This window comes from Mesorhizobium sp. WSM4311, assembly GCF_002295115.1.
In the GTDB taxonomy this organism is placed as follows: domain Bacteria; phylum Pseudomonadota; class Alphaproteobacteria; order Rhizobiales; family Rhizobiaceae; genus Mesorhizobium.
In genome coordinates this window covers 175801-200341 of the sequence record NZ_NSFV01000002.1, presented here as the reverse complement: position 1 = coordinate 200341, position 24541 = coordinate 175801, and the positions used below count along the sequence as shown (strand labels likewise).

The following is a 24541-nucleotide window of genomic DNA, read 5'->3' as shown; positions in this document are numbered from 1 at the left end:
CAGACGAGGTGGTGACCCATCCGCAACAACAGGCTGTTCTCGTTGCCGCCGGCATCCACAAGCGCTTCGGTGCGCTTGTGGTGCTGGATGCGGTCGATTTCGCCATGGCGGCCGACGAGGCGGTCGGCATTGTCGGGCCGAACGGCGCCGGCAAGACGACGCTGCTCAGCGTGCTTTCCGGCGCCTTTCCGCCGAGTGCGGGCACGGTCAGGTTCAAAGGCGATGACGTGACGTCCTTGCCGGCGACGCAACGTTGCCGGCTCGGGCTGGTGCGCACGCATCAGGTGCCCAAACCATTCAGCGGCATGACCACTTTCGAGAATGTCTTCGTCGCGGCCTCGCACGGCGCCGGGCTCGGGCGGGACGAGGCCTATGAGGAGGCGCTCGGCTCGCTGAAGCTGTGCGGCATGCTTGATATTGCCAACCGCCGCGCCGAGACGCTCGGACTGCTCGACCGCAAGCGGCTGGAACTGGCGCGCGCGCTGGCGGCAAGGCCCACGCTGCTGCTGCTCGACGAGATCGGGGGCGGCCTGACCGACGGCGAAGCCGGTGAGCTCGTCGGCACGATCAAGGAATTGCGCCGCCGCAAGATCGGCATCGTCTGGATCGAGCACATCGTCCACATCCTGCTGCAAGTGGCCGAACGGCTGATCTGCATGGATGCGGGAAAAATCATCGCCGACGGCGAGCCGCAAGCCGTCATGGCCGATCCGGAGGTCGTGCGCGCCTATCTCGGCGGAGGCCCGAAATGAGCCTGCTGTCGGTTGAGGATCTCGTTGTCCGCCACGGCCTGCTGCAGGCGGTGCGCGGCGTCAGCTTCCGCATCGAACGCGGCGAGACGCTGGCGCTGGTCGGTGCCAACGGCGCCGGCAAGACGACGCTGCTCAGGGCAATTGCCGGCGCGCACCAGCCGGCGGCCGGCCGCGTGCTGCTGGACGGCGCCGATCTTACCAACGTGCCGTCGCACAAGCGCGTCGGCATGGGCATCGCGCTGGTGCCGGAAGGGCGAAAACTCTTCGTGCAGATGACGGTCGAGGAGAACCTTCTGCTCGGCAGAACCGCCAGCCGGCCGGGCGAGTGGAGCGTCGACAGGGTGCTCGACATGTTTCCCAATCTGAAGCCGCGCCGCCATGCCAAGACGGGCCATCTCTCAGGCGGCGAGCAGCAGGCGACGGCGATCGGCCGGGCGCTGATGAGCAACCCGGAAGTGCTTTTGCTCGACGAGGTTTCGCTCGGCCTGTCGCCGCTGATCGTCGACCGTGTCTACGCGGCCCTTCAGGGGCTGATGGCTTCCGGCACGACGATCATCCTGGTCGAGCAGGACCTCAGCCGCGCGCTATCGGTCTCCGACAGGGTGATCTGCATGCTCGAAGGGCGCGTGGCGCTCGAAGGGCCGAGCAAGGCGGTGTCGCGCGACGAGGTGACGAAAGCCTATTTCGGCCTGCACCGGAAAAGTCCCGGGAGCGTTCCGGCATGAGCAACCAGATCATCCAGGGCATCCTGCTCGGCGGCTACTACGCGCTGATCGCCTGTGGCCTGTCCTTCATGTTCTCGGTGATGCGCATCATCAACCTCGCCCATGGCAGCCTTGCCGTGTTCGCGGCCTTTGCGCTGTGGTGGCTCGCCTCGCGGTTCCATATCCCGCCCTTTGTCGGCCTGCTGATCGTGCTGCCGCTGATGGCGGCGATCGGCTGGGCGCTGCAGCGTTTCCTGCTCGAACGCAGCGCGCGTGGCGGTGCGCTGCTGCCGATCCTGACCACGTTTGGGCTGGCGATCGTCATCGACAACATGCTGTTCGAGCAGTTCGGCGCCGACACGCGTTCGCTGGCGCCCTATATCGGCAGCCTGTCCTATGATTCCTGGGAATGGCCAGGCAACATCTATGTCGGCAAGCTCGCCGTGATCATGTTCGCCACCGCCGTGATCCTGCTGGGCGGGCTGCAGCTGTTCCTCACCCGCACCCGGCTTGGCCGCTCGATCCGCGCCACCTCGGAAGACCCCGATACGGCAGGCTTGGTCGGCGTCGATGCGCGTCGCGCCAATGCCATCGCCGCTTCCATCGCCATGGTCACGGTCGGCCTTGCCGGCGCCTTTCTGGGCATGCGCGCCACCTTCGATCCCTATGCCGGCGCGCCGCAACTGCTGTTCGCTTTCGAAGCCGCTGTGATCGGCGGCGCCGGTTCGCTGTGGGGAACGCTGGTCGGCGGCATCGTGCTGGCGCTTGCGCAGACAGTCGGCGCGCAAGTGCATCCGCAAGGCTTTCTGATCGGCGGCCATGCCGTGTTCCTCGTCGTGCTGTTTGTGCGGCTGTCCACGTCGGGCCTTGGCCTGCGCGGCCTGCTGCGCCTGCCTTCGCGGAGCGCGTCATGAGCGCCGTTTCGTCCTCGCCGATCATCGAGCGCGGCACGACGACGTCGCGGATCGCGGCGATTGCGGTCGCTGTCATCATCGCGCTGCTCGCCATCGCGCCGCAGTTCCTCTCGGCGGGCGCGGTCGACCGCATGACGGCATTGTTCATCTATGTGATCCTGGCGGCGATGTGGAACGCACTGGCCGGATTCGGCGGCCTGGTTTCCGTCGGCCAGCAGGTGTTCTTCGGGCTCGGCGCCTATTTCGCCATCCGGCTGGCCGATGCCGGCCTCAACCCTTTCGCCTCGCTTTTCGTATCGGCGATCGTTGTCGGCGTTGTCTCCTGGCCGCTGTCGTTGTTCATGCTGCGGCTGAGGAACGGCGAGTTCGCCATCGGCATGTGGGTGATAGCGGCGCTGACGCATCTCCTGGTCAATCTCGACCGGCTGGTGCAAGGCGAAACCGGCACGTCGCTGATCTCGCTCAACGTCTACGATGCCGGCACCAGGCGGGTGGCAATCTACTGGCTGGCGCTGGCCTCGATGACCGCCCTGCTCGGCATCCTGTTCGGCCTGCTGCGCGGCAGCACGGGTGCCGCCATCCGCGCCATCCGCGACAATGAGGATGCCGCCGCCTCGGTCGGCGTGCGCGTCACCGGCACCAAGCGGCTTTTGTTCGTGCTTGCCGCCTTCGGCATCGGCGTTGCCGGTGCGCTGTGGCTGGCGACCTCCATCACCTTCCAGCCGAAAACCTACTTCAACGTCCAATGGACCGCCTACATGATCTTCATGGTGCTGGTCGGCGGCATCGGAACGTTCGAGGGCGCCATCCTTGGCGCGCTGGTGTTCTTCCTCATCGAGACCTGGTTCGGCGGCACCGGGGTCTGGTACCTCGTCGGCCTCGGCGCCACCGCCGTGCTGTTCTCGCTGTTCTTGCCGCGCGGCCTGTGGGGGACGATCGAGGGGCGCTTCGGCTTGCGCCTGCTCCCGGTCGGCTACCGCGTCAGGCTTCCGGAAAATGCTCCGGCCGATGACGGCAGCGCCCCCTCGCCGGAGCGAACCACACCTGGTCAGGAGAAGGCATGACCATGCTTTTCGGCAAGACGATCCTCATCACCGGCGTTGCCTCCGGCATCGGCGCCCGCACGGCGGAACTCGCCGGCCAGCTTGGCGCGGACGTGATCGGCGTCGATGTACGCGAGCCGGCGGCAGCGGTGGGCAGTTTCGTCAAGGCCGATATCTCGTCGAAGGCCGGCGTCGACGAGTTGGTCGCGCGCCTGCCACAGCGCATCGATGCGCTCTGCAACGTCGCCGGCCTCTCCGGCAACACCGGCGCGGTGTCGACGCTGGCCGTCAATTTCTTCGGGCTGCGGGCGCTTTCGGAAGGGCTCACGCCCAGACTTCGCGAAGGCGGCGCCATCGTCAATGTCGCCTCGATCGCCGGCTACGGCTGGCGCGCCAATCTCAACGAGCGGCCTCGATGGTCGGCATCGAGGGTTTCCCGGATGTCGCCAAGGTGGTCGCCGATCATGCGGTCAGGAACGAGGAAGGCTATCCCGTCTCGAAGGAACTGCTCCTGCTGTGGACCTTTCGCGCGGCGCACCAGGATCTGTTCAAACGCCGTGGCATCCGCGTCAATGCGGTGAGCCCTGGACCGGTCGAGACGCCGATCCTGAAACAGTTCCGCACCGTGCTTGGCGATGCCCGCGTCGACAGCGACATTGCCAGGGTCGGACGGGCCGGCACATCGGGCGATATAGCGCCTGTCGTGCTGTTCCTATGCTCGGACGGCGCGCGCTGGGTCAACGGCGCCAACGTGCCGGTCGACGGCGGCCTCGAAGCATCGATCAACGCCGAAGTGCTCGGCTTCTAACCGCGAAGCTCCAGACGGAGCGAGGGAGACAATCATGGATATCGGACTTCTGATCGACGGCGACAAAAGGGATGCGTCCGGCGCGGCCGCCTACGAGCGCATGGACCCGTTCACCGGCAAACTGGCAACGCGCGCTGCCGCTGCCAGCGTTGCCGACGCCAATGCTGCCGTGGAAGCCGCGGCCGCTGCCTTTACGACGTGGTCGAAGACCGGGCCGGGCGAGCGCCGCGCCTTGCTGTCCAAGGCGGCCGACGTCATGGCCTCCAAGGTCGGCGAATTCACCAAATTGATGATGGAAGAGACCGGCGCTACCGGCCCCTGGGCCGGTTTCAACGTGATGCTGGCGGCCAACATGCTGCGCGAGGCGGCGGCGATGACGACGCAGATTTCGGGCGAGGTCATCCCTTCCGACAAGCCGGACACGATCGCCATGGCGATCCGCCAACCCGCCGGCGTGTGCCTCGGCATCGCGCCGTGGAATGCGCCGGTCATCCTCGGTACCCGCGCCATCGCCATGCCGATCGCCTGCGGCAACACGGTGGTGCTGAAGGCCTCCGAAATGTGCCCCGGCACACACCGGTTGATCGGTCAGGTGCTGGTCGAGGCCGGCCTGCCCAAGGGCGTCATCAATATCGTCACCAACGACCCCAAGGATGCCGCTGCGATCGTCGAGGCGCTGGTCGCGCATCCCTCGGTCAAGCGCGTCAACTTCACCGGCTCGACCAAGGTCGGGCGCATCATCGCCGAGCTTGCCGGGCGGCATCTGAAGCCGGCGCTGCTCGAACTCGGCGGCAAGGCGCCGCTGCTGGTTCTTGACGACGCCGACATCGACGCAGCGGTCAATGCGGCAACCTTCGGCGCCTTCATGCATCAGGGCCAGATCTGCATGTCGACCGAGCGGCTGATCGTCGATGAAAGGATCGCCGACGAATTCGTTTCCAAGCTGGCCGCCCGCGCGTCGAGCCTGCCGGCCGGCGATCCGCGTGGCCATGTCGTGCTGGGCTCGCTGATCAGCAGCCAGGCGGCCGACAAGATGGAGGAGCTTGTCGCCGATGCCATCGCCAAGGGCGCCAAGCTTGCCGCCGGCGGCAAGCGTGCTGGTACCGTTGTCGAGGCAACGCTGCTCGACCATGTGACGCCTGCCATGCGCGTCTATGCCGAAGAGTCCTTCGGGCCGGTCAAGCCGGTGATCCGGGTGAAGGGCGAGGACGAGGCGGTGCATGTCGCCAACGACACGGAATACGGCCTGTCGTCGGCGGTGTTCAGCCGCGACATCAAGCGTGCCATGGCGGTCGCCGCGCGCATCGAGGCGGGCATCTGCCACATTAACGGGCCGACCGTCGGCGACGAGGCGCAGATGCCGTTCGGCGGCGTCAAGGGCTCGGGCTATGGCCGCTTCGGCGGCAAGGCCTCGATCACCGAATTCACCGATTTGCGCTGGGTGACGATCGAGGACCCCGGCCAGCACTATCCGTTCTGAGCCGGCCTCGTCTCGCTGTCGGCAATATGCTCACAAGGTGACACGTGTCATCGGGGAACGGCAGTTGGATCGAGGTCGAAGACACGCCCCCGATTGAGGATGTTCTTCGGGTCGAGCGCCGTCTTCAGCCGCCGCATCGTGGCGATTTCGGCGTCGCTGCGCACCAGATGCAGCCACTGTTTCTTGTCGAGGCCGATGCCATGTTCGGCCGAAACGCTACCTCCCGCCGCCGCCACACCGCGATAGACGATGCCGTAGGCGGCCGCCGGATCCGCCGTCAGCACCTGGTAATGCAGATTGCCGTCGCCGAGATGACCGAAGACATAGATGTCGGCACTGGGATCGACGGCATGGATGGCCGCGTCGGCTTCTTGCAGGAACGCGCCCATGCGCGCCAGCGGGATGCTGATGTCGACGCCGATCAGGCCTTTGATCGAAAACAGCACGCGATTGGCGTCCTCCCGCACGTCCCAGAGCGCCCGGAATTCGCGCGGCGACTGCGAGACGACGACATCGTCGACCACGCCGTCCTCGACCGCCTGCATCAGGACCTCGGCGAAGCGCTCGCCGTCGCGCTCGGGCTCGCTGCCCTGGATTTCGGCCAACACATAGACCGGGGAGCCAACAGGCAACGGCGCCGGCATGGCCATGCTGGCAGCCATGACGTCATAGAGCGGTGCGAAATTCACCTCATAGGCAGACAATAACGGGCCGAGCCTTTGCCGCAGCAGCCCGAGCAAGGCGATCGCCGCATCGAGCGAAGCGAGCGCGCAGAAGGCGTTCACCTCGGAGGCCGGCTTGGGGTGCAGCCGGAGCGCGGCGCGGGTGACGACACCGAGCGTCCCTTCCGCGCCGATGAAGAACTGGCCGAGGTCATAGCCGGAATTGTCCTTGGGCAGGCCCTTGAGCGAGGACAGCACGCTGCCATCGGCCAGCACGGCCTCCAGCCCGAGCACCTGCGCCCGGTACATGCCATAACGCAGCACGCGGATGCCGCCGGCATTGGTGGCGATGTTGCCGCCGACCGTCGCCGAGCCGCGCGCGCCGATATCGACGCCGAACATCAGCCCGGCGCCGTCGGCCGCCTCCTGCACCGCCTGCAGCGTCGCGCCCGCTTCGGCGACGATGCTGGCGGCTTGAGCGTCCGGCGCGGCGAGGCCGCTCATGCGTTCCAGCGACAGCACGATCTCGCCGGGCTGGACGCGGGTGCCGCCAGCCAGCCCGGTGCGCCCGCCCTGGACGACGACCGGCTGGCCGAGAGCGTTGCAGCCAGCGAGCGCTGCCGCGACACCGACGGTATCGCGCGGACGCAGCACGACTTCGGGCAGCACGCCAAGCTTGCCGTCGGGATCGTCGCGATAGCGCTGGTCGACATCGGCGCCGGCAAGCACGCCGCCCGCGCCCAGCCGATCGCCAAGGGCGGAGAGAAGCCGTTGCGTTTCAGGTGACATCGGACTCAGGCGCCGGCGTGGCGAAGCGCGTCGTCTGCGTCCCGCGACCGGATGGGCCGATGAGTATTTCCGTCCGACACGCTTGCCATCCTTCAACTGCAGCCGGCCGATCCTATTCGGGATCGCCTGCCGTGCAAGCGATATCGCCTGCCCTGAGCGACACCGGCATCAATCACGGTAAGACGCGATTGATGCCGACGCCACTGTGTCTGCCTACTGAAGCTTGGCCTGCAGCGTGTTGACGTCGTCGGTGGTCATTTCGCCGTCGGTAGTCACCTTGCCGTCGATGATCTTCCACAGCCGGAACGGGCCGGTGATGTCGCCGAATTTGTCGAAGGCGACCGGACCGATGACGCCTTCGTAGCGGATCGGCTTGCCGTCCTTGATCAGGCCGAGCGCCTTGGCGAACTCCTCCTTGCCGGCGAAGATCGGCGTGCCGGCCGGATCGACCGCCTTGTACATGGCATCCTTGATCTTGGCCGGATCCTCCGAGCCGGCAATGGCGATAGCCAGCCCGACAATGGCCCCGGCATCATAGGAACGATCGGCCGCCGGGTTGGAGGGTTCGATGCCGGAGAATGCCTTGTAATTCTTGGTGAAGTACTCGGTCGATGCGGTCGGGCTGGTTCCCGACGACGTGCCGTAGGCGTCCTTCAGATAATCGGCGCCGACGGACTCTATGAAGTCAGGACTGTTCATGCCGTCATTGAGCAGGAATTTCTGCACGCCGCCTTGCGAAATCCAGGTGCGGGCAACAGTCGCGCCGTCGACCGGCGTGCTGACCAGATAGAGGCCGTCCGGCTCGCCCGCCATCGCCGCAGTCACCTCCGAGGCATAGCTCGACTGCTTCTCGTTGTAGGGCGTGTCGGAGACGATGGTGCCGCCGAGCGCTTTGTAGGCGCGCGCGAATTCGGCCACCATGTTGACGCCGAAATCGTTGTTGACGTGGATGATCGACAGTTTCTTGAAGCCCTTGTCGATGGCGTATTTGGCGGCAGCCACGCCTTGCAGCGCATCGGACGTGATGGTGCGGAAGAAGATGCCGTTGGTCTTGCCTTCGCGGCCAAGCGCGGTCAGCGTCGGCGAGGACGACGCCGGCGAGACCTGGACGATCTTGGCAGGTGCTGTAACAGAGGTCAGGATCGGGATCGACACCGACGAGATGATGCCGCCGATGATGACCGGCACCTTCTTGACCTGGACCAGCTGGGTCGCGGCGTCGACGGCGATGTTGCCCTGGCTCTGGCTGTCGCGCGTATCGGTCACCAGATCGCAGCCGCGCACGCCGCCGGCTTCGTTGATGTCGCGAAAAGCCATTTCGACCGACTTGGCGCCGGCCTGGCCGTATTCGCCGGCCGGACCGGTCAGTTCCATGACGAGGCCGACGGTGATCTTGCAATCGGCGGCCTGCGCTGCGCCCGCCATCGTGACGAGAGCAAGCGCGGTGGTGAGTTGGAGTATCGTCTTTCTCATTATTGTTCCCCTTTCGTTACTCGACACTAATTGATCTCTGGAGCCTGTTCAGCGTTCCGGCACCCGCAGCCAGGTTTCATGCAGGTGTCGCCATTCGACGCCGTTGGGCGCCGATGAACTGGGGGTGAAGACAGCGCTCGACTGACGGCGGCTGTGCTTGCCGCCGCGCAACTGCGCCTCGACGTAAAGGACGACGATGGAGTCCTCGGTTTGCCAACCGGGCCTGATATCCTCGATCGAAATGGCAAACCCGTCGTCGCACGTGGCGCGGCTTGAGCGGACATGATCAATCACAGCGTCACGGTCGAGGATCTCGCCGCTCGGTGCGATCATGGTCAGGCCTTCGCCCATGACGTCTTCGAAGCGCGAGAAATCCACCGTGTTCGCACGCGCGGCGACGAACCATTCAACGAAGAAGCGATGCAGGCCGACGACCTCGGCGCTGGCCCGCGAAAACAGCGTCGAGTTGCTGGCGCTCATGTGCGGCCTGCGTTCAAATTGTAGTGCATGATCGAGCCGTGGCGGCCGTGACGATCGCGCTCCAGCGCGTAGACATCGCCAAGGGGACCTTGGCCCTGCGCGATCACAGCCGCGATCTTCGCCCGGTCATCGGCGTCGAGCGGGACGTCCATGATGCGAGCATTGGCGAGCGCATGCGCCTGGTTGCGGGCGCCGACGATGACGGCGGCGACTCGCGGCTGATCCAGCACCCAGGCGCTGGCGATGGTGGCGATGTCGACGCCGTGGCGGTCGCCGACGGCCTTCAATGCCTGGAGCAGCTGCTGGAACAGGTCCCAGCCGCCGAAATCGTCGATGATCAGCTTGTATTTGACCAGCGAGCGGTTTTCGAGCGGCGTGCTGGGTTCGGCGACCCCAAGCCATTTGTCGCTGAGGAAGCCGCCGGCTACCGAACCATAGCAGAGGAAGCTGACGCCGTTTGTCTTCGCAAGCGCTGCGAGATTGTGCGCAGGCCGCTGATCGAGTACCGAATATTGCAGTTGCTGGCTGACCAGCGGAATGCCGGCGGCGAGGATTTCGGCCAGCCGAGGCGTGTCGAAATTGGTGGTGCCGAGATTGCGCACCTTGCCCTCGCGCCGAAGCTCGTCGAGCCAGCCCATCGCCTCGACATAGCGAGGCTGGTCATAGTCCCACCAGTGAAACTGGACGAGATCGAGCCGCTCGGTCTTCAGCCTGCGCAGCGACTGCTCGACGATGCCCCTGATATAGTCGCGGCTGATCGTTGCCAGCCGTTCCAGGTCGGGCACCAGCTTGGTATGCACCTTCATTCTTGCGGCAACGTCGAGGCCGCGCTCGCTGGCCAGCCGCAGGCGCGCGGCGCCGATCAGTTCCTCGACGCCGGTGTAGATATCGGCGCAATCATAGGTCCAGATGCCAGCATCGAAGGTGGCGATCAGGTCGGTCACCGCCTGTTGTCGGTCGATGGCGCCATGGCCGCCGGCAAGCTGCCAGCCGCCGCGAATGACACGCGAGATGGTGTAGCCGGGGCCGAGTTCGAAAGTCTTGGCGGTCATCCCTTGTCATTCTCCTTCGGCAGCGGCACGGCCGTCGTCTCGGCATGGCTGAACCGCCGTTTGCCGGTCCTGATGATTCGTAGCCGGCTGGCGCAATTGGGATCGGGACAGGCGATCTCGGCGTCCGATGTCATCCAGTCATTGGCATCGGTCGGGCGCTGCTTTGCCGCCAGCAGCGGCAGCACGGCCGCGAGCGAATAGATCGAGAAGCCCTGCCCTGCCGGCATCGACAGCATTTCGCCCTTGAGTTCAAAATAATCACCCGCCTTGGCGCCGCAATAGATCGGCTTGCCCTGCGGGATGACCGCCTCGACGCGAAGGTCGAAGAGCTCGAAACTGTCGTCGGCCATGTCAGGCCTCCACCAGGCTGAAGGTGACGTCGCAGGCGCCGTTGCGGCGGATGACGCCACATGAGGCGGCGAATTGGTCGCGCTCTTCGGCGCGTAGCTGCGCCACCACGCTGCCGGCCAGCCAGCCGATCGGGAACAGAAGCCGCGCGCCCTGTCCGTAGTAGAGGCCGATGTCGAAAATGGCATCGGGGTTGCCGCCCCACATGCGCGGCGGCACGTAGGACAGCACGATGTCTCCGGGCTGCGGCGTCAGCGTCGCGTTCTCCGCCGGCAAGGGCCTGGCATAGGGCTGGCCATCGAGATCATCTGATGGAATCGGGCAGGAGATTTCCGGTCCCGTCCACATCGCATGGATGCCGGGGACGACACGTGGCGTGGCGAGGTACGCCTGGAGAAAGGCGGCGTTTTCCGGCGCCTTTTCGGGCCGCAGCAGCGCCGTCACGGAAAGCTGCGAGCGCGGTTCGGTGATCCTGATGGCCGGCTTGTTCATGTCTGGCCTCTCGCGGCGGCGGATTGAAGCTTGTCGCGCAGGAAGGCAAAGGGCCGGCTGATATCGGCCACCAGCGCCTCGCGCGCCGCTTGCGCATCCTGCTTGGCGAGCGCCGCGACGATGCGGCGGTGATAGTGCGCGGTGTCGACCTCACCGGCGTCGGAAAAGGCATAGATGGCGACGCGGATGCAGGGGCCCGATTGCAGCCACAGGCTTTCGATCATCGGGATCAGCACGGCCGAGCCGCAGCAGCGGTAGATCTCGAAATGGAAGCTCTGGTTGAGCGTCGCTTCGCGGTCGATATCCTTCTTGTGCTTCAGGGCCCGCATCTCGTCCCACTCGCCGAGCATGGCTTCAATCGAAGCGATCTGGCGCGGGTTCATGCGCGTGGCGGCAAGCGCGATCGCCTCGCCTTCGATGAGTGAACGGGCGCGCAAAAGGTCGTCGATACGCTCCAGCGTGATCGGCGGCACGCGCACCGAGCGGTTGGGCAGCGCCTCCAGCGCCTTTTCCGTGATCAGCCGGCCGAGCGCTTCGCGCACCGGCATGGTCGAGGTGACCAGCGCATCGGCAAGGCCTCGGATGGTCAGTACCTGGTTCGGCTCGAACAGGCCGCCGATCAAAGCGCGGCGCAATTCAGAATAGACGCGATCCTGCACGGTCTCGCGGCCGACCGGCGTAAGCTGGGCTGCGATTGTTTCGTTGGTTCGCTCGATGGCAGCCTTCTGCATTCCCGGCTTTTGCCCCGTTTTCGGCTTGCGGATGAAATTAAAGCTGAATAGCGTGATCAAAGCAAGTGTGATCACAAATCAAAAATCAGGAGACGGCGATGATCGTCTTCGGCCAGAGGGTTTGATGAGCGAGGCAAGCGAACGGCAGGGGAAGGACACCCGTGCGCCGGTTCTGACGGCAAGGCATGTCGTCAGGCGGTTCGGCGGCCTCGTCGCCGTCAACGATGTCTCGTTTGACGTCAAAGCAGGCGAAATCCTTGGCCTCATCGGGCCGAACGGCGCCGGCAAGACGACCATGTTCGACCTGCTGGCCGGCAGTATCCTGCCTTCCAGCGGCGACATCCTTATCAACGGCGCGAGCGTCTCGGGCGAAGCCGCGCATCTGCGCATCGGCCGTGGCCTTGGCCGCACCTTCCAGATCCCGCGCCCGCTGCCCAATCTGACGCTGATCGAAAACATCGTGCTGGCGGCACAAGGTCAGGCCGGCGAGAAATTACTCGCAAACTTCGTCACGCCATGGCGGGTGGCGGCACAGGAAAAGGTGGCCAGGGCAAAGGCGCTCGACCTGTTGGAACTGGTGACCCTCACCCATCTGGCGCATGAGCCGGCGCGCGTGCTGTCCGGCGGCCAGCGCAAGCTGCTCGAACTTGCCCGTGTCATGATGGCCGACCCGGCGATCATCCTGCTCGACGAGCCGGCAGCCGGCGTCAACGCGACGCTGCTGGAAGTCATCATCGACCGCATCCGCGACATCAATGCGCGCGGCATCACTTTCCTTTTGATCGAACACAACATCGACATGGTGACGCGGCTCTGCCACCGCGTGCTGGTCATGGCGAGCGGCCAGTTGCTGAGCGAAGGCACCGCGGAACAGGTCGCCCGCGACCCGCGTGTCATCGAAGCCTATCTCGGAGGCACGGCATGAGCGAGACCGTCCTCGATGTCCACGATCTCGAAGCCGGCTATGAGCCTGGCGTGCCGATCGTGCGCGGCGCCTCGATCACTGTCGGAAAGGGCGAGATCGTCGTCGTCCTCGGCCCCAACGGCGCCGGCAAATCCAGCTTCATCAAGGCGATCGCCGGCCTCGTCCCGATCACCGCCGGCACGGTGTTTTTGGACGGCAAGGACATCACGGCCGCGCCCGCCCATACCATGGTGCGGCTTGGCCTGGCCTTCGTGCCGCAGACCGAGAATATCTTTCCGCTGATGTCGGTCGAGGACAATCTGAAAGTCGCCTGCGGCATCCTCGAGCGACGTGAAATCCCTGCGCGTATCGACGAGATGTATGCGGCCTTCCCGGATCTCGTGCGCCAGCGCCGCACCGCCGCGGGCAATCTGTCGGGCGGACAGCGTCAAATGCTTGCGGTCGCCCGCGCCCTGATCGTGCATCCCAAGGTGCTGGTTCTCGACGAGCCGTCGGCCGGCCTGTCGCCGAAATTCGTGTCGATGGTGTTCGAGATGCTGGCCGGCATCCGCAAATCCGGCGTCACCATCCTGCTGGTCGAACAAAATGCCAAGGCAGCACTGGCCATCGGCGACCGCGCCTATGTACTGGTCGAGGGCAAGGACCGGCACGAGGGCGTCGCTTCCGAGCTGTGGAACGACCCGGTCGTCGCCGAACTCTATCTCGGCCAGCGCCCTGCTCGTGCCGGCAAGGGAGGCGCGGCATGAGCCTGCAATTTGTCGTCGACGGATTGCTGACCGGCTCGATGATCGGGCTCGGCGCCATCGGCGTGACGCTGACCTATTCGATCCTGCGCTTCTCCAATTTTGCCCATGGCGACTTCATGGCCTGGGGCACCTATGCGACGCTCGCCGTCGTCAGCGCCATTGGCGCCACCTTTGGCAGGATGGCACCCATCGCGCCGCTGTCCTTCGGCTGGCCGCTCCTGGTTGCCCTGGTCGTCGGCATGGCCTTTACCGCCTTGCTGGCGCTGCTGCTCGACAAGGTGCTGTTTTCGCGGCTGCGCTCGCAGGGCCAGGCAATCATCGTGGTGATGGCGAGCTTCGGCGCCTCGATGGCGCTGAGGAGCCTGCTCGAATTCACCTTCACCTCGCGGCCGACCTATTTCAGCCGGGCGATCCAGATCGCCATGCCGGTTGGCTTCGGCATACGCATAACCCCCGACCAGATCGCGCTTCTGCTGCTGACCGCCGTGCTGGTGCTCGGTGTGCATCTTTTGATGACGCGCACGCAGACCGGCCGCGCCATGCAGGCACTGAGCCAGAACGCGGCGCTGGCCCGCATCGTCGGCATCGACGTCGCCAGCGTCGTGCGCGTCACCTGGGTCATCGGCGGAGCGCTTGCCTGCGTCGCCGGCGTGACGATCGGCATTCTGGTGCAGATCCGTCCGTTCATGGGCTTCGACATGCTGCTGCCGATGTTCGCCGCCGCAATCCTCGGCGGCATCGGCAGCATTCCGGGCGCGGTGCTCGGCGGGCTGATCATCGGGCTCGCCGAGGCCGCCGCAGTGCAGCTGATCGGTGCCGAATGGCGCGCCGCCGTGTCCTTCATCATCCTGATGGCTGTCTTGTTCGTGCGGCCGATCGGCCTTTTCGGAGTTCGGGAAAGATGATCGATATCATCGGTTACGGCGCCTTCTTCCTGACCACCGCGCTGATCTTTTCGCTGGTCACGCTGGGGCTCAATCTGCAGTGGGGGTTGACCGGCCTGTTCAATGTCGGCCTCGCCGGTTTCGTCGCCATCGGCGCCTACACCTCGGCCTTGCTGACCACACCGGATGATGCCGCGCGGTTGGGCGGCTTCGGCCTGCCGATCCTTGTCGGCTGGCTTGGCGCCATGGTCGTCGGCGGCATTGCCGCTGCCCTGACCGGCATGGCGACACTGCGGCTCAGGTCCGACTATCTGGCGATCACCACTTTCGGCGTCGCCGTCGTCGTGCAACTGGTCGCGCTCAATGCGCAGAAGCTGACGGGCGGGCCGTTCGGCATCGGCTTCATCCCGCGCCCGTTCGGCAGCCTCGCCGAGACGCCGCTGCTGTTCAACCTGTCCAACCTCGCCGTCGTCTGCGCGGTCACGCTCATCGCCTATCTCGCCCTGGAGCATCTGTCGCGCAGCCCCTGGGGACGCGTGCTGAAGGCGTTGCGTGAGGATGAGCGGGCGGCGATCTCGCTGGGCAAGAGCGCGCGCTTCTACCGCGTCCAGGCCTTTGCCGTCGGCGGCGCGATCATGGCCCTGGCCGGCGCGCTGCAGGCGCATTTCACCGGCTTCATCGCGCCGGACAATTATTTGCCGATCCTGACCTTCCAGGTCTGGGTGATGCTGATCGTCGGCGGTTCCGGCAGCAATCTCGGCGCTGTCATTGGCAGCATTCTGGTCTGGGGGATATGGGCGGGGTCGGGTACATTGACCAGTGCGCTGTTTGCGCCCGAGCAGCAGGCGCGTGCGGCCTCACTGCAGATCGTCGCCATCGGCGTCATGCTCTGCGTCATCCTGCTGATCCGGCCGAACGGGCTGTTCGGCGACAGGCCGCGTCGCCCGCGCTTCGGGAAGCGAGCAAAAGCGGCGGCGATCAAGAGCAGTTTCGGCTCATGACCGCTGCGATCGGGCAGGAAGCGCACGGCGCCTCACTCTGGCACGCCGTCAGCCCCAGTCGCCGGGAACTGCCGGCGCTGCAAGGCGGGCTGGATGTCGATCTGGCCATCGTCGGCGGTGGATTTTCCGGCCTGTCGGCCGCGCTGCACGCCGCCGAAAAAGGTATCTCGGTCGCCGTCCTCGAAGCCGAAATCATCGGCTGGGGCGCGACCGGCCGGAATGCCGGTTTCGTCGTGCCGAACTTCGCCAAGATGGACCCGGACAGCATCCTTGCGCATCTCGGCCCCGAGCGCGGTGAACGCCTGATCGACTTTGCCGCCGGCAGTTCGGACCTGGTCTTCAGCCTGATCAAACGGCACGGTATTGACTGCGACGCGGTGCAGAACGGATGGATCCAGCCGGCACATTCGCCTGCAGCGTTCGAGAGGGTCAAATCCCGCGCCGGGCAATGGGCACGGCGCGACCGGCCTGCGGTCACGTTGGATCGTCAGCACGTCGAGACCCTGACGGGCGCGCGCGGTTATGTCGGCGGCTGGATGGACCGTTCGGGTGGTGTGCTCAATCCCGTCGCCTACGCGAACGGACTGGCCGATGCGGCGCAGAAAGCTGGCGCCAAGATCTTCGAGCGCACGTCGGTCAGTTCGGTCGATCGCGCGGCCGATGGCTGGTCGCTGAAAACGCCATCGGGCTCGGTGCGTGCCGGCAAGGTGCTGATCGCCACCAACGCCTATGGCGGGTCGCTCAATCCGCTGCTGCAACGTAGCTATTTTCCGTTGAAGATTTTCCAGATCGCGACCGAGCCTTTGCCGCGCGAGGTGCGGACGCGTCTGCTTCCTGGCGGACAAGGCGTCGGCGACACCAGGCGCAATCTCTTCACCTTCCGCTTCGATGCCGACAACCGGCTGATCAGCGGCGGCATGCATATTCTGAGCGCCGGCGCCGACACACGTGTGCCGCAGACAATCTGGCGGCGGCTGGCCAGGCATCTCGACCTGCCGGACCTGCCGCCGCTTGCCTGTGGCTGGTCGGGAATGGCCGCGGTCGAACCGGATTTCCTGCCGCACCTCCTGGATCTCGGGCCAGGGCTGATCGCCGGCCGCGCCTGCAACGGTCGCGGAATCGCCATGACGACGGCGATGGGCAAGGCGCTGGCCGACTGGGCCGCCGGGACCGAAGCGCGCGACTTGCCGCTGCCCTTTGCGCCGCCGGCGCCGATCCCCTTCCACGCGCTGCTGCGGCACGCGCCCAACGCGCTGCTCGGCTGGAGCATGCTGCGCGACCGGCTGGACGAGACAGCGTAGGCCGCTCCAGCCGCCGTCCGATCAGGCCGTCGTGCGAAGATTTTCAGAGAGAACCGCGGCCGCCAGGGCGATGTCCTGTTCAAGGGAGACCCGGACAGCAGGGCCATCGCGCTGCTCCAACGCAGCAACAATCCTGCGATGCGCGTCGTTCGATTGCGGAATATATCGCTCGGCCTGCATCAGAAGCTTGAGATAAGGCCCGACCCGGCCCCAGAGGTCGCGGATCATGTTCAACAGGATCGGCGCGCCGGCATGCTGATAGATGGCGAAGTGAAACGCCTCGTTCAGCGCGAGATAGGCGCTGGCGTCGCCGGCCTCGATGGCGCGCTGCATGCCGGCGAGCGTCGCCTGTATCTCGACCAGCCCGCTATCGCTCATCCGCGTGGCGGCCATCTCACCCGCCAACCCCTCGACGGCGATGCGGATATGGGTCAATTCCTCGAAGGCCGGGGCCGACAGCAAGGGCACGATAACAGAGCGGTTGTTCTGCATTTCGAGCAGCCGCTCGGCGACCAGTCTTTGCAGCGCCTCGCGGATCGGCGTCGTCGAGATGCCGAAGGTCTCGGCAAGCTTGCGGATGACCAGCGTCTGGCCCGGGCTGAAACCGCCTGAAATCAATTCCTGCTTGAGCGCGCCATAGGCGCGGTCGTTGAGGGTTTGATGTTCGAGCTTCAGCATGCGCGGTCCAGATCACCAATTCGACAAAGCGCGGTCGAGCGTCTCGGCCAGCTGCTCGGCATTGTCCCTGGCAAAGGGCAGAGGCGGCCTGATCTTCAGCACATTGCCGCGCGGACCGCAGGACGAGATCAGCACGCCATCCTCGCGCATGGCTTCGACGACAGAAGATGTCTTGCTGGCGGCCAGCGCCGCGTCGCCATCCGCCGTCAGTTCGACGCCGAAATAGAGACCGTTGTGCCTGACGTCACCGACCATGCCGTGACGGCCCTGCAGAGCGCGCAGCAGGTCAGCCGTATAGGCGCCGACATTGCGCGCGTTCTCGATCAGCCCCTCGCCTTCGATCACGTCCAGAACCGCGATGCCGACGGCGGCCGCGACCGGATTGCCGCCGAAGGTGTTGAAATAACCGGTATTGGAGCCGAAGGATGAGACAAGCCGCGGCCGCACCAGCACCGCGCCCATCGGATGGCCGTCGCCGATCGGCTTGCCCATGGTGACGATGTCGGGCTCGAGGCCATAATTGGCAAAACCCCACATGCCCTGGCCAAGGCGGCCGAAACCAGACTGGACCTCATCGGCGATGACGATGCCGCCGGCCTTCCTGACGTGATCCGCCGCCTCGCGCATGACCGCCGCGTCGGGGAAGAAAATGCCGTCGCTGGAAAAGGCCGAGTCGAGCAGCAGCGCCGCCGGACGGATATTCTGCGCACGCATGTCCTCGATGGCGGCCGCGACATTCTTGGCGAAGTCCTTCGCGGCCCGGCCGTGGTCGCGGAACGTGTCCGGCGCCGCCACGGTCCGGTGGTGCAGGGGCACGCCCTTAGCGCCGACCGCCGCCGGCGACAGCTGCGCGGTGGCGATCGTGGCGCCGTGATAGGCGAAATCGGTGATGATGACGCCGGTGCCACCGCTCGAATGCTGCGCGATGCGGATGGCGAGGTCGTTGGCCTCGCTGCCGGTGCAGGTGAACATGGCATGGCCGAGATGGGCCGGAACCGTGCCGAGCAGTTTTTCCGCGTAATCGAGGATGATCTCGCTCAAGTAGCGGGTATGGGTGTTGAGCGTGGCGGCCTGTCCCGACAGTGCCTCGACGACGCGGGGATGGCAGTGCCCGACCGAGGCGACATTGTTGTAGGCGTCGAGGAATTTGCGGCCTCTCGCATCGTAGAGCCAGACGCCGTTGCCGCGCACCAGATGGATCGGGTTGCGGTAGAAGGCGCGATAGGTCGGCCCAAGCAGCCTGGCGCGGCGTTCGAGCAGAGCGCGATCGCCTGCCGAAGCGTCGGCGTCGGCAAGGACGTTCGTGGGTGAGGACTGGGACACGGGCATCTACTCCGGATTGGAATGGTCGAGAAAATAACGGCGGGCCTCATCCGATGACAGCCCATCGAGCCGTTCGAGCGAGGTCCAGACCTCGGCGATGAGGCGCAGCACATAGGCGCGCTTGGCCGGAAACCGTTCCGCCTGCCAACTGGCGATGTTGGCAATGAGCGCAAGGCGGGCACGGACCAGATCGAAAAGGATGCCGATTTCTTCAGCCTCGAGCGGCTGCACGGATTGATAGCCGGCGACGAAGCGCGCGGCCGGCGCCAGCGGATGACCTTCAGCCGGCCAGCGGTAGACGGCGCCGATGGCGAGATCGCAGATCAGCGGCGAGTGGATCATGTCGCCGAAATCGAGGACGCCACTCACCACCTCCGGCCGCGAGGCGTCCATCACCACATTGTAGGAGTTCATGTCGTTGTGGACGATCTGGGCGCGCAGGCTCGGAATGACCGGCGCCGCACGCGCCTCGAAGGCATCGATGACGCGCTCGACCATGGCGCGGTGGCCGGCGTCGGCGATAAACGCCAGCATCGGCCGCGTCTTGGCGACCTTGCGGATGTCCCAGAGCAGGTCGCTGCCGGCGGCCCGATGGAAGAAGCCGCGCAGAGCCCGGCCAAGCCGGGCGAGGAAAATGCCGAGATTGCGATCCTGCGCCGCCGACGCGGGGCAGCGCGACAGCAACTGGCCGGGCAGATAGGTGACCAGCCGGATGATGCGCGGCGCCGACCCGCCGACGCTGACCGTGAACTGCGCTTCGCCCTCGAGGCTCTTGCGCACCGAAGGGACCGGCAAGGTCGGGTCGACCCCCAGGATGTGGTCGAGAGCCTTGTTCTGGAAATCGGTGAAGCCGGCCTCCTCCGCCGGATGGGAAATCTTGAGGACGAACTCGCCCTCGCCGTCGGTATGGATGTGGAAATTGTGGTCGCGTTCGCCGGGCAACGGACGCGCACTGCCGGCGAGGCCGTAGTGCCGGCGCAAGATGGCAAGCGCGTCGGCAATCGAAACGTCAGGCGCATCCTCGGCCAGCGTTTCGCCAAAGCCGTCTGGCACGGCCGCATTCATGAGCTTACCTCCGTATCGATCGGCTCGAGCCCGCACCAGTCGGCGATGAACAGCGCAATGGTCTGGGTCACCTTGCGCACCGAATCCAGATCAACGGCCTCGTCATAGCCATGCGGCATGCGGCAGATCGGGCCGTAGACGATCGCCGGCGTGTCGGCATAGAGGCCGAAGAAGCGCGCATCCGTCGTCGCCGAGGTGACATGCTCCGTCAGCGGCTCGCCCCAGACGGCGGTATGGCTGCGGCGCAGCACGGCTTCCATCTCGTCGGCACCTTCCAGCACATAGCCCTCGGCCATGAAGCCATTGTAGCTCATCTTGGGCGGGCGATTGGCCAGGAAGGGATCGGCACGGGCCGCATCGGCGATGCAGGCTTCGAGCTCGGCCCTGGCGTCCTCGAGCTTCTGGCCGGGATAGGTGGCGACCCGCATCTCGAATACACAGCGCGCCGGCACGCTAGATGTCCATTCGCCGCCTTCGATCTTCCCGAGGTTGAAGCGGATCGGATGCGGGTGATCGCAGAAATGCTTGTCATCGACCTTGCGCGCATTCCAGACGATTTCGAGCTGCTTCAGCGCCTGGATGATGAGAAAGGCCTTCTCGATGGCATTGGCGCCGGCCGAGAAAGCGCCGGAAGCGTGCTGCGGATCGCCATCGACCTCGACCCTGAACCAGATCGGCCCGACCTGCGCCCGGATCAAGCGCGGTTCCAAGGGCTCGGGAATGAAGGCGGCGTCAGCGCGGTAGCCGCGTTGCAGGCAGGCGAGGGCGCCATTGCCGGTGCACTCCTCCTCGACCACAGACTGGAGGTAAACATTGGCGGCCGGCTGGCAGCCGAGGCTGCGCAAGGCGGCGAGCGCGTAGAGACAGGCCGACAGGCCGGCCTTCATGTCGCCGGCGCCGCGGCCATGCATCCAGCCATCCTCGATCGCCGGATCGTAGGGGTCGCGCACCCAGCGGTCGAGCGGCCCCGTCGGCACCACATCGATATGGCCGTTGAGGATCAGCGAACGGCCGGTGACGTTTCTCGGCGTGTGGGTGGCGACGACATTGAAAGCATCGTCATAGGAGACCGCAACCGGCGAAAACCCCGGAAGGTCGCGGATCGCGTCGACATCGACACGCCACATGTCGACGGCATAGCCATCTGCCTCATAGGCGGCCGCCATGAAGGATTGCGCCGCGTGCTCCTCGCCGCGCTGGGAGGGAAAGCGCACGAGTTCCGCCAGGAACGCGACTTGCCGCGCGAAGCCGTCGTCGACCGCGCGCAAAATGGCTTCGTCGGCAATTCGCTCAGGCATGATATTCCGCTTTCCCGTGAATGGTGTATCATATCTCATATGCCATTTCCTGGAAAGGCAAGGAGACAGGTCGGGCCAAAACTATGGCCCAACCCGGGAATCTCTTGGCAGGCGGGCGCAGAGTTGGCATCAGCTTCTTGCATGCCAGTAAAGCTGCATGGCGAAGATCGAGGACAGATGCAGGTCACCGAAGGCGCATTGCCGGATGAAATCACCGATCTCACGTCAGGGTACCGGCGCGTGCCGGCCGGCAAGATCGTCAATGCGGTGACATGGATGGAAGCGCGGGCGCCGGTACCAGGTCTCGCCCAGCCCCTGGCCATGACCCGGATCTCCAAGCCCGACAGCGCCGCCTACCGCGCGATCTTCCTCGTGATCGGCGCTCCCTGGCTGTGGGATCGCGCCGCCGAAATGTCGGATGCCGAAGTATCAGCGCATTTCGCCGATCCGCGCCAGCATCTCTACTATGGCCATGATGACAGCGGCGGCCATGTCGGCATGGTCGAATTCCGCATGGCCGACGGCAACGAGATCGAGATCACCTATTTCGGCCTGTTCCCCGGCTTGACCGGCCGCGGCCTTGGCAAACGGCTGATGGCCGGCGCGCTCGACCAGGCATGGCGCCTCGGCCCCGGCCGCATCTGGCTGCACACCAGCAGCATCGACCATCACAGCGTCATCGGTTTCTACCGGGCTTGCGGGTTTGAGCCCTATGCGGCCGGCTTCGAAATCACCGATGATCCCCGGATCAAGGGAACCTTGCCGCGCGATGCCGCCCCGCAAATCCCGTTGATCGAAACGGAATGGGTGCCCGGCGCCAGATGAGACCGTCTTCGCAACCCGCCGGCCTGTCATCGTCTCACCATCGCCGGTGGGTGCGGCGCGAGAGCATCCTGTCGAGGCTGGAGCGGCATGTCGACACGCGCATCGTGCTGTTCGCCGCGCCCGCCGGCTTCGGCAAGTCGACGACGATGGCGCAATGGGCGGCTGAGGTCGCGCGCCACGGCCGGTTGACGGCATGGTTGTCCTGCGAGGCGACGGACAATGACGAAGGCGCCTTCCTGTCGCATCTGGTGGGGGCGCTGCGCCACCTGGTCCAGAATCCTGCCGAGCTCGACCTCGCCTTCCAGTCGAGCCCGATTCCGCAACTCGATGTGGTGCTCGCGGCGCTGGTGGCGGGTTTTGCGGCGCGCGACGCCGAAATCACCCTGTTCTTCGACGACTACCATGTCGTCGAAGCGCCAGCGGTCAAACGGTTCATGGAACGCCTGACGCGGCAGGCGCCCACCAACGTCGCCTTCATCATCGGTTCGCGCAACCTGCCCGACCTGCAGCTCGGCAAGCTCAGGGTGCTTGGCGACGTTTTCGAAATCGGCCCGGACGACCTGCGTTTTGCTTCGTCCGAAGCCGAAGCCTTCTTCAACGACAAATTGGGTCTCAGCGTCAGCAGCGGCACGGTCGAGACCCTGTGCTCGCGGACCGAGGGTTGGGCCGCCGGCCTGCAACTTGCCTCGCTGTCGCTCAGCGCCGCGCATGCACCGGAAACCGTCATCGGCAATTTCACCGGCGCCAACCGCAACGTCGCCGATTTCCTGATGGGCGAAGTCTTCCTGGGGCTACCGCCGGCCCTGGCGAAGTTCCTGCTCCACAGTTCGATCTTCGAGCGCTTCAGCGCCGAAGCGTGCCGGGCGGTCCTGCGGGCGGCGGATGCCGAGGCCGATATCACCGAGATCGAGACCCGCAATCTTTTCCTGGTGCCGCTCGATGAGGAGCGGCGCTGGTTCCGCTATCATCATCTGTTCCATGACTTCCTCAGCCGCGAAATGGAGAGGCGCGAACCGGAGATGATCGCACCGCTGCACCTGGCCGCCGCCGAATGGTTCGGCGAACGCAAGATGCTGACCGAGGCGATCGGGCATGCGCTCGCCGCCGGCGACCACGCGCGCGCGGCGGTGTTCGTCGAGAACAACGCGCTCGAGCTCATCGCCCAGTGCCAGTTGCTTTACGTGCGCCAATTGCTGGCGCTGCTGCCGAGGAAACTGGTCGACCAGCGCATCCGCCTGCAGCTCGTGGTGCTGTGGCTGGCGGTGCACAGCAGCCAGCCCGAGATCGCCCAGCAGACGCTCGCCAATGCGCGCAAGCTGGTTGAGACCGGGCCGGCCGACAGCAAGGATCCGGGTACGCTGACCGGCACCACGATCGAGGCCGAAATCGCCGTCCTCGATGCCGCCGTCCACAGCACGCTGGAGCGGTTCGAAGCCGCGCGCGACACCGCATTGGCCGCCCTGCGCATCATCGCGCCCGATGCCTGGTTCATGGAAGGGGCGACGGCCAATGTCATCGGCTACAATCTCTACGCATTGGGCGACCTCGAGGGGGCGCGGGCGGCGGTGGACGCGGCGCGCAAGGCGCATGAGCGAAGCGGCAGCCTGCTCGGCGTCACCATCGCAAATTGCTACATGGCGGTCATCGAACGCTCGGCTGGCTGTCTGCCCGCCGCCGAAAAATTGCTGCGCAACACGATCATCGAGGCCAGGACGCGCATTGGCGCGAATTCCTATGCCGAGGCGCTGGCCGGAACGCTGCTGGCCGAACTCGCCTACGAGACCAACGCATCCGGCGAGGCACTGACGCTGGTCGAGAATCTCGGGCCGCTGATCGAGGGTGCGGCGGTCATCGTCTATCCCCTGGCCAGCGTGCCGACCTATGCCCGCGTCCTGCAGTTGACCGGTCGCGGCGACGCGGCACTCGACATGCTGGAACGCGTCTACCAGCGCGTGCGTGGCTCCGTCTACCGCCGCCTCGCTTCGGTGCTGGTGCATGATCGCATCCGGCTGCTGATTGACCAGAATCGCATCGCCGAGGCACGCACCCTGCTCGACGAGCATCGCCGCGAAAGCGCGGAAGCCGCCCCCACCGTCGCCAACGAATTCGAGTTCTTCGCCGAAGGCCGGCTACTGACGGCGGAAAAATCCTCCGCGGCGGCCGCGGCGCTTTTCGACGCGCTGCTGGAGCGGACGAAAAGCAGTGGGCGCATGCGCCGCCACATACTGGCGTTGATCCTGCGTGCCAAGAGCGCCGGCCATGACCAGCGCGAGGCCGACCGTTATCTTCTCGAAGCGCTGCGCCTTGCCCAGCCTTCCGGCTTCATCCGCTCCTTCGTCGACGAAGGCAGGCCTGTGGTCGAAGCGTTGATGCGGCTGCGGGCGGCGCAAGCAAAGACCGACCCGTCCGTGTCGGCCTATGCGACGCGCATCATTGACGCCGCGCAGGCCATGCCCGTGGCGACACGAAAGTTGGCCGCACCTGCGGCTGAGAACGAACAGCTCACCCAGCGCGAATCCGAGCTGCTGCGTTGCCTGTCGGAAGGCATGTCCAACCGCGATATCGCGGTCGCGCTGTCGGTCAGCGAAACGACGGTGAAATGGCATTTGAAGAACATTTTCGGCAAACTCTCGGTCTCGAACCGCGTCCAGGCCGTGCGTGCCGCGCTGGCGGCCGCAAACCTCCGTCCCCCTCCGAAAGGAGGGGCATAGATACCAGGCACAACCCCTCTTTCGGGTCGGGCCATGGCATCGTTAGCCTGCTAGCG

General features: G+C 65.6%; 23 protein-coding genes and 1 pseudogene. 13 read left to right on the top strand and 11 right to left on the bottom strand.

From position 1 onward, the window contains the following. Positions 1-8 precede the first annotated feature (8 nt). From CK226_RS04750 to CK226_RS04725, 6 genes and pseudogenes are all read left to right on the top strand, one after another. Positions 9-752 (top strand): ABC transporter ATP-binding protein, encoded by a 744-nt coding sequence (locus CK226_RS04750; RefSeq protein WP_095786754.1) that lies wholly within the window; start codon positions 9-11, stop codon positions 750-752. After that, positions 749-1477, top strand: a complete 729-nt coding sequence (locus CK226_RS04745; protein WP_095771231.1) for an ABC transporter ATP-binding protein — start codon at positions 749-751, stop codon at positions 1475-1477. Before CK226_RS04750 ends, CK226_RS04745 begins: the two co-directional genes overlap by 4 nt. Then, complete coding sequence (locus tag CK226_RS04740) at positions 1474-2370, top strand: branched-chain amino acid ABC transporter permease (RefSeq protein WP_095771232.1); 897 nt, start codon at positions 1474-1476, stop codon at positions 2368-2370. Before CK226_RS04745 ends, CK226_RS04740 begins: the two co-directional genes overlap by 4 nt. Beyond that, entirely contained in the window at positions 2367-3434 is a 1068-nt protein-coding gene (locus CK226_RS04735) for a branched-chain amino acid ABC transporter permease (protein WP_095791186.1), read from the top strand. Before CK226_RS04740 ends, CK226_RS04735 begins: the two co-directional genes overlap by 4 nt. A gap of 2 nt (positions 3435-3436) precedes the next feature. Continuing rightward, positions 3437-4221, top strand: a pseudogene (locus CK226_RS04730) (coniferyl-alcohol dehydrogenase). 34 nt (positions 4222-4255) lie between these two features. After that, a complete protein-coding gene (locus CK226_RS04725; protein ID WP_095791185.1) occupies positions 4256-5701 on the top strand; it encodes an aldehyde dehydrogenase in 1446 nt (481 codons plus the stop codon). A 47-nt stretch (positions 5702-5748) separates the two neighbouring features. Here the strand turns inward: CK226_RS04725 and CK226_RS04720 are convergent, their stop codons facing one another. From CK226_RS04720 to CK226_RS04690, 7 genes are all read right to left on the bottom strand, one after another. After that, positions 5749-7152, bottom strand: coding sequence for an FAD-binding oxidoreductase (locus CK226_RS04720; RefSeq protein ID WP_095786765.1), 1404 nt, complete (start codon positions 7150-7152; stop codon positions 5749-5751). 213 nt (positions 7153-7365) lie between these two features. Then, positions 7366-8625 carry an ABC transporter substrate-binding protein gene (locus CK226_RS04715; RefSeq protein ID WP_095791184.1) on the bottom strand — a complete coding sequence of 420 codons (1260 nt, stop codon included), beginning with the start codon at positions 8623-8625 and terminating at the stop codon, positions 7366-7368. A 48-nt stretch (positions 8626-8673) separates the two neighbouring features. Continuing rightward, positions 8674-9105, bottom strand: a complete 432-nt coding sequence (locus CK226_RS04710; RefSeq protein ID WP_095791183.1) for a DUF4440 domain-containing protein — start codon at positions 9103-9105, stop codon at positions 8674-8676. Beyond that, positions 9102-10157 (bottom strand): aldo/keto reductase, encoded by a 1056-nt coding sequence (locus tag CK226_RS04705; RefSeq protein WP_095791182.1) that lies wholly within the window; start codon positions 10155-10157, stop codon positions 9102-9104. Before CK226_RS04705 ends, CK226_RS04710 begins: the two co-directional genes overlap by 4 nt. Beyond that, the gene (locus CK226_RS04700; protein WP_095786768.1) at positions 10154-10507 is read right to left on the bottom strand and encodes a TIGR04076 family protein; all 354 of its coding nucleotides are present in this window, start codon (positions 10505-10507) and stop codon (positions 10154-10156) included. Before CK226_RS04700 ends, CK226_RS04705 begins: the two co-directional genes overlap by 4 nt. 1 nt (position 10508) lies before the next feature. Further along, positions 10509-10997: a DUF3830 family protein gene (locus CK226_RS04695; RefSeq protein ID WP_095786769.1), complete on the bottom strand. Its 489-nt coding sequence runs from the start codon at positions 10995-10997 to the stop codon at positions 10509-10511. Next, entirely contained in the window at positions 10994-11728 is a 735-nt protein-coding gene (locus CK226_RS04690) for a GntR family transcriptional regulator (RefSeq protein ID WP_095771452.1), read from the bottom strand. Before CK226_RS04690 ends, CK226_RS04695 begins: the two co-directional genes overlap by 4 nt. 124 nt (positions 11729-11852) lie before the next feature. Here CK226_RS04690 and CK226_RS04685 point away from each other — a divergent pair, with 124 nt between their 5' ends. Genes CK226_RS04685 through CK226_RS04665 form a run of 5 tightly spaced genes read left to right on the top strand, consistent with a single transcriptional unit; the run spans position 11853 to position 16585 of the window. Next, positions 11853-12653: an ABC transporter ATP-binding protein gene (locus CK226_RS04685; RefSeq protein ID WP_095791181.1), complete on the top strand. Its 801-nt coding sequence runs from the start codon at positions 11853-11855 to the stop codon at positions 12651-12653. Then, positions 12650-13399 carry an ABC transporter ATP-binding protein gene (locus CK226_RS04680; RefSeq protein WP_095791180.1) on the top strand — a complete coding sequence of 250 codons (750 nt, stop codon included), beginning with the start codon at positions 12650-12652 and terminating at the stop codon, positions 13397-13399. The genes CK226_RS04685 and CK226_RS04680 overlap by 4 nt, the downstream gene beginning before the upstream one ends. Then, positions 13396-14304, top strand: a complete 909-nt coding sequence (locus CK226_RS04675) for a branched-chain amino acid ABC transporter permease (protein WP_095791179.1) — start codon at positions 13396-13398, stop codon at positions 14302-14304. Before CK226_RS04680 ends, CK226_RS04675 begins: the two co-directional genes overlap by 4 nt. Further along, positions 14301-15284 (top strand): branched-chain amino acid ABC transporter permease, encoded by a 984-nt coding sequence (locus CK226_RS04670; RefSeq protein WP_179296358.1) that lies wholly within the window; start codon positions 14301-14303, stop codon positions 15282-15284. Before CK226_RS04675 ends, CK226_RS04670 begins: the two co-directional genes overlap by 4 nt. Further along, on the top strand, positions 15281-16585 hold the full coding sequence (locus tag CK226_RS04665; protein WP_095791178.1) for an FAD-dependent oxidoreductase: 1305 nt from the start codon (positions 15281-15283) through the stop codon (positions 16583-16585). Before CK226_RS04670 ends, CK226_RS04665 begins: the two co-directional genes overlap by 4 nt. 21 nt (positions 16586-16606) lie before the next feature. On the opposite strand, the gene CK226_RS04660 is transcribed toward CK226_RS04665, so the two are convergent. The 4 genes from CK226_RS04660 to CK226_RS04645 are packed head-to-tail and all read right to left on the bottom strand — an operon-like array spanning position 16607 to position 20949. Continuing rightward, a complete protein-coding gene (locus CK226_RS04660; RefSeq protein ID WP_095786773.1) occupies positions 16607-17263 on the bottom strand; it encodes a GntR family transcriptional regulator in 657 nt (218 codons plus the stop codon). Between the two features lie 12 nt (positions 17264-17275). Further along, positions 17276-18592 carry an aspartate aminotransferase family protein gene (locus CK226_RS04655; RefSeq protein WP_179300967.1) on the bottom strand — a complete coding sequence of 439 codons (1317 nt, stop codon included), beginning with the start codon at positions 18590-18592 and terminating at the stop codon, positions 17276-17278. Further along, positions 18593-19651, bottom strand: coding sequence for a phosphotransferase (locus CK226_RS04650; protein WP_095791177.1), 1059 nt, complete (start codon positions 19649-19651; stop codon positions 18593-18595). Further along, positions 19648-20949, bottom strand: coding sequence for an ArgE/DapE family deacylase (locus CK226_RS04645; protein ID WP_179300966.1), 1302 nt, complete (start codon positions 20947-20949; stop codon positions 19648-19650). Before CK226_RS04645 ends, CK226_RS04650 begins: the two co-directional genes overlap by 4 nt. A 177-nt stretch (positions 20950-21126) precedes the next feature. Between CK226_RS04645 and CK226_RS04640 the strand changes: the two genes are divergently transcribed. Together CK226_RS04640 and CK226_RS04635 are read left to right on the top strand one after the other, a co-directional pair. Then, entirely contained in the window at positions 21127-21774 is a 648-nt protein-coding gene (locus CK226_RS04640) for a GNAT family N-acetyltransferase (RefSeq protein WP_095786775.1), read from the top strand. Continuing rightward, positions 21771-24485 (top strand): LuxR C-terminal-related transcriptional regulator, encoded by a 2715-nt coding sequence (locus CK226_RS04635; RefSeq protein WP_095791430.1) that lies wholly within the window; start codon positions 21771-21773, stop codon positions 24483-24485. The genes CK226_RS04640 and CK226_RS04635 overlap by 4 nt, the downstream gene beginning before the upstream one ends. The last annotated feature ends 56 nt before the right edge of the window (positions 24486-24541 follow it).

Excerpts from the sequence above, each read along its gene's own strand:
- CK226_RS04735 (WP_095791186.1), top strand. The coding sequence starts at position 2,367 with ATGAGCGCCGTTTCGTCCTCGCCGATCATCGAGCGCGGCACGACGACG.
- CK226_RS04715 (WP_095791184.1), bottom strand. The coding sequence starts at position 8,625 with ATGAGAAAGACGATACTCCAACTCACCACCGCGCTTGCTCTCGTCACG.
- CK226_RS04695 (WP_095786769.1), bottom strand. The coding sequence starts at position 10,997 with ATGAACAAGCCGGCCATCAGGATCACCGAACCGCGCTCGCAGCTTTCC.
- CK226_RS04680 (WP_095791180.1), top strand. The coding sequence starts at position 12,650 with ATGAGCGAGACCGTCCTCGATGTCCACGATCTCGAAGCCGGCTATGAG.
- CK226_RS04700 (WP_095786768.1), bottom strand. The coding sequence starts at position 10,507 with ATGGCCGACGACAGTTTCGAGCTCTTCGACCTTCGCGTCGAGGCGGTC.
- CK226_RS04690 (WP_095771452.1), bottom strand. The coding sequence starts at position 11,728 with ATGCAGAAGGCTGCCATCGAGCGAACCAACGAAACAATCGCAGCCCAG.
- CK226_RS04720 (WP_095786765.1), bottom strand. The coding sequence starts at position 7,152 with ATGTCACCTGAAACGCAACGGCTTCTCTCCGCCCTTGGCGATCGGCTG.
- CK226_RS04705 (WP_095791182.1), bottom strand. The coding sequence starts at position 10,157 with ATGACCGCCAAGACTTTCGAACTCGGCCCCGGCTACACCATCTCGCGT.
- CK226_RS04675 (WP_095791179.1), top strand. The coding sequence starts at position 13,396 with ATGAGCCTGCAATTTGTCGTCGACGGATTGCTGACCGGCTCGATGATC.
- CK226_RS04640 (WP_095786775.1), top strand. The coding sequence starts at position 21,127 with ATGCAGGTCACCGAAGGCGCATTGCCGGATGAAATCACCGATCTCACG.
- CK226_RS04655 (WP_179300967.1), bottom strand. The coding sequence starts at position 18,592 with ATGCCCGTGTCCCAGTCCTCACCCACGAACGTCCTTGCCGACGCCGAC.
- CK226_RS04665 (WP_095791178.1), top strand. The coding sequence starts at position 15,281 with ATGACCGCTGCGATCGGGCAGGAAGCGCACGGCGCCTCACTCTGGCAC.
- CK226_RS04745 (WP_095771231.1), top strand. The coding sequence starts at position 749 with ATGAGCCTGCTGTCGGTTGAGGATCTCGTTGTCCGCCACGGCCTGCTG.
- CK226_RS04650 (WP_095791177.1), bottom strand. The coding sequence starts at position 19,651 with ATGAATGCGGCCGTGCCAGACGGCTTTGGCGAAACGCTGGCCGAGGAT.
- CK226_RS04660 (WP_095786773.1), bottom strand. The coding sequence starts at position 17,263 with ATGCTGAAGCTCGAACATCAAACCCTCAACGACCGCGCCTATGGCGCG.
- CK226_RS04635 (WP_095791430.1), top strand. The coding sequence starts at position 21,771 with ATGAGACCGTCTTCGCAACCCGCCGGCCTGTCATCGTCTCACCATCGC.
- CK226_RS04685 (WP_095791181.1), top strand. The coding sequence starts at position 11,853 with ATGAGCGAGGCAAGCGAACGGCAGGGGAAGGACACCCGTGCGCCGGTT.
- CK226_RS04645 (WP_179300966.1), bottom strand. The coding sequence starts at position 20,949 with ATGCCTGAGCGAATTGCCGACGAAGCCATTTTGCGCGCGGTCGACGAC.
- CK226_RS04710 (WP_095791183.1), bottom strand. The coding sequence starts at position 9,105 with ATGAGCGCCAGCAACTCGACGCTGTTTTCGCGGGCCAGCGCCGAGGTC.
- CK226_RS04725 (WP_095791185.1), top strand. The coding sequence starts at position 4,256 with ATGGATATCGGACTTCTGATCGACGGCGACAAAAGGGATGCGTCCGGC.
- CK226_RS04670 (WP_179296358.1), top strand. The coding sequence starts at position 14,301 with ATGATCGATATCATCGGTTACGGCGCCTTCTTCCTGACCACCGCGCTG.
- CK226_RS04740 (WP_095771232.1), top strand. The coding sequence starts at position 1,474 with ATGAGCAACCAGATCATCCAGGGCATCCTGCTCGGCGGCTACTACGCG.